The sequence below is a fragment of the Roseateles sp. P5_E11 genome (genome assembly GCF_054049355.1).
In genome coordinates this window covers 1-3,168 of record NZ_JBFUMO010000627.1, presented here as the reverse complement: position 1 = coordinate 3,168, position 3,168 = coordinate 1, and the positions used below count along the sequence as shown (strand labels likewise).

The 3,168-nt window shown below is 68.1% G+C and carries 4 protein-coding genes; 1 reads left to right on the top strand and 3 read right to left on the bottom strand.

From position 1 onward, the window contains the following. The first annotated feature begins 80 nt into the window (after window positions 1–80). The gene (locus ACXJKR_RS28145; protein WP_457325644.1) at window positions 81–1,061 is read left to right on the top strand and encodes a 2-dehydropantoate 2-reductase; all 981 of its coding nucleotides are present in this window, start codon (window positions 81–83) and stop codon (window positions 1,059–1,061) included. A 3-nt stretch (window positions 1,062–1,064) separates the two neighbouring features. Here ACXJKR_RS28145 and ACXJKR_RS28140 read toward each other — a convergent pair whose 3' ends face one another. The 3 genes from ACXJKR_RS28140 to ACXJKR_RS28130 form a co-directional block, all read right to left on the bottom strand. Then, window positions 1,065–1,853, bottom strand: coding sequence for a substrate-binding periplasmic protein (locus ACXJKR_RS28140; RefSeq protein WP_457325643.1), 789 nt, complete (start codon window positions 1,851–1,853; stop codon window positions 1,065–1,067). Window positions 1,854–1,927: 74 nt separating this feature from the next. After that, window positions 1,928–2,497 carry an NnrU family protein gene (locus ACXJKR_RS28135; RefSeq protein ID WP_457325642.1) on the bottom strand — a complete coding sequence of 190 codons (570 nt, stop codon included), beginning with the start codon at window positions 2,495–2,497 and terminating at the stop codon, window positions 1,928–1,930. Window positions 2,498–2,520: 23 nt separating this feature from the next. After that, window positions 2,521–2,985 carry an Lrp/AsnC family transcriptional regulator gene (locus tag ACXJKR_RS28130; RefSeq protein ID WP_457325641.1) on the bottom strand — a complete coding sequence of 155 codons (465 nt, stop codon included), beginning with the start codon at window positions 2,983–2,985 and terminating at the stop codon, window positions 2,521–2,523. Window positions 2,986–3,168: the final 183 nt, after the last annotated feature.

Here is a 3,168-nt window from a genome sequence, read left to right as displayed (position 1 = left end):
GTGTATAAGAGACAGCAACAACGCCATGCGCCCGCGCAGCCCCTCTCGCATCGCTCCCCTGAGGGCGAGCAGGCCCCCCCATGTTTAAGGTCTGTATCGTCGGCCTGGGGGCCATCGGCGGCTGGATGGCCGCGCATCTGCAACGCGTCGAAGGTGTGGCCGTCAGCGCCCTGGCCCGCGGCGACACGCTGGCGGCCGTGCGTGAGCACGGCCTGCGGCTGGACAGCGGCGAGGACAGCTGGCGTGCGCCGCTGCGCGTGACCGGCGACGCCGCCGAGYTCGGCCTGCAGGACCTGGTCATCCTCGCCGTCAAGGGCCCGGCCATCGCCGGCGTCGCGGCCCAGGTCGCCCAGCTTTGCGGGCCGGACACGCGCGTGCTCACGGCGCTGAACGGCCTGCCATGGTGGTTCACGGCCGGCTTGCCCGTGCAGGGGCTGACGCTGAAATGCGTGGACCCCGATGGCCGCATCGCCGCGCTGATCCCGCCCCAGCGCGTCATCGGCTGCGTCGTTCATGCCAGCTGCGCGCTGCGCGGCCCGGGCTGGGTCCACCACGTGATGGGCAACGGCCTGCTGATCGGCGAGGCCACGGGCGGCACGAGCCTGGCCGTCGATGCGCTGATCGCGCTGCTCGGCGACGCCGGCTTCGAGGCCAAGGCGGCCGAGAGCATCCAGCGTGACGCCTGGTACAAGCTCTGGGGCAATATGACGACCAACCCGGTCTCGGCGCTGACCCGCGCCACGACGGACCGCATCCTGGACGACGACCTCGTGCGCGAGTTCACGACGGCCATCATGGCGGAGGCCGCCGAGGTCGGTGAAGGCATGGGCTGCCCGATCGCCCAGACGCCGCAGGACCGGCACACCATCACGCGCTCGCTCGGGGCCTTCAAGACCTCGATGCTGCAGGACATCGAGGCGGGGCGGCCTATCGAGACCGACGCATTGCTGGCGGCGCCGCGGGAGCTGGCGCAGCAGCTCGGCGTGGCGACGCCGATGCTGGATGCGTTGCTGGGGTTGACGAGGTTGATGGACGCATGCCGCGGCCAGTCGGCCGCCTGAGGTTCAGTAGGGCAGCTTGCCTGCGTGGCGCTTCCAGTGGCGCGCCACTTCACCCTTGCGCGTGGCCTCGGCGAAGGCGGCATCCAGGCGTGGCAGCAGCTCCGCCGCCGCGCTCCCCCGTGCGGCGACCACATGGAAGGCCGGTGGTGAGACGTCCGACAGCGGCGCATGGGCCAGCCCCGGCGTGGCCAGGTGGTCGACCTTGCCGAGCTCCCATTGCTCGATGACTTCGAGTTCTTCGACGAAGTAGTCGCAGCGGCCGAGCAGCAGTTTCTCGATCAGCTGCTGGTAGTTGCGCGCCCCCTGGTCCAGGTCACCCGGGCCCAGGCCGTAGTGGGCATAAGTTGAACCGTTCTTGCCACAGCCGCGCCAGCGCTTCAGCCCGGCGCGGTCGGAAATCTGCAAGGGCTGCGCCTTGCGGAAGAAGACCTGGGGCGTGAACGTCTTGTAGGGTTTGGAAAAAGCCAGCAGCTTGCCGCGCTCGTCGTCGTAATAGGCCGCGAGCGCGAAATCGATCTCGCCGGACGCGACGGCCCGCAGGCAGCGCTTGAACGGCAGGTCGCCGATCAACTTGAGCTCGACACCGAGCTTGGCAAACAGCGGCGGCCAGAGATCGACGAGGAAGCCGTTCAGCTGCTGCGGCAGGCCCGGCGTGCGGTACAGCCAGGGCGGCCCGATGCCGGGTTCGCCACAGGCGGTGAGGGGCTTGGCCTGGGTGTCTGTGGCGTTGGCGACGGTTGCCGTCAGGGCCAGAAGGCAGGCCCAAAAGCGCATCCAAGAGCGGCGGGTCATCTACCTTCGAGTCTATGCGTACCGCTGCGCGCGCAGGACCTCGCCGAGGACTTAGGTTCATGGGCGTGCGCCGCCTACCCCAACGGTGCGATGCCCAGCCAGGCCGCGTGCGCCCAGAAGGCGAAGAAGGCCCACAGCGCGACGCCGACGGCGATGGTGGCCGCCGTGCCGGCCACCGTGCCAGCGGCCGGCACCGGCCCTGGCCGACGCCGCGCGGCGCGAAAGACCAGAATGGCCCAGACGAGGAAGCTGCCGAACAGCATCACGTCGGCCAGCGTGTTGTTGGCGATCAGGTGGGCAAAGGCCCAGACCTTGACCGACAGCGTCATCGGATGTTGCAGCTTGGCCTTGATGTGATTGCGCGGCACATAGGCTGCGGCCATCAGGATCATGGCGACGAGCATCAGCGATGCGGCCGCGTGGTTCATGCCGTGGATGGGCGGCCACAACACGATGGGATTGAGACGCGCTTGCGAGAAGCCCCAGAGGATCAGCCCGAAGCCGATGAGGGAGACCAGGGTGTAGAGGCCCTTCCAGCCCTTCTCGCCGAGCCGCGCCATTTGCGCGTCGCGCCATTGCGGCGCCAGCGCGCGAATCAGGTGGATGCCGAGAAAGAGGGCGAGGCCGAGGGCAAGCCAGGTCATCGTGGTCTCCAGTTCTGTCCGGTTCAGGTTTGTCGGTCGACGCGCAAAGCCAGCACGACCGAACTGTTGGTGCGCAGCACGCCGTCGATCTCGCCGATCTCGTCGAGCAGGGCGTCGAGTCGGGCCGTAGTGTCGGCGCGCAGCAGCGCCATGTAATCGAATTCACCGCTGACGGAGGCGAGCTGGCGCAGCTCGGGCAGTTCTGCTAGTCGCTTGACGACTTCGCGACCGGCCTTGGGGCTGACGGTGATGCCGACAAAGGCCTGCACGCTGCGGCCGGCTTCATCGCCGCCCAGGCGGGCCGTATAGCCAACGATGCGGCCGCTGGCCTCCAGCCGCGCCAGCCGTGCGACGACGGTGGTTCGCGCGACGCCGAGCTTGCGCGCCAGCGTCGCCGTGCTCTCCCGCGCATTGGCCTGCAGCAGCAGGATCAGGCGTCGGTCCAGGTCGTCTGGCGAGGGATTCGGGTTTACCCGCGATTCATTCATAACGACGAATCATCGCGACGAATCGTCGAAACAGCAATTGCTTTCGTCGGAGTAGCGCTTTCTTTCGTCATCGCCACTGCCTAGAGTTCGGCCCAACGCAAACACCTGCCTGGAGCCCCTCATGAAGATCGCCCTGCTCGGCAGGCAGGTGTTTGCGTTGGGCCGAACTCTAGGCAGTGGCGA

Bases quoted from the DNA above. Each gene is read 5' to 3' on its own strand.
- ACXJKR_RS28130 (WP_457325641.1), bottom strand. From the start codon at position 2,985: ATGAATGAATCGCGGGTAAACCCGAATCCCTCGCCAGACGACCTGGAC.
- ACXJKR_RS28140 (WP_457325643.1), bottom strand. From the start codon at position 1,853: ATGACCCGCCGCTCTTGGATGCGCTTTTGGGCCTGCCTTCTGGCCCTG.
- ACXJKR_RS28135 (WP_457325642.1), bottom strand. From the start codon at position 2,497: ATGACCTGGCTTGCCCTCGGCCTCGCCCTCTTTCTCGGCATCCACCTG.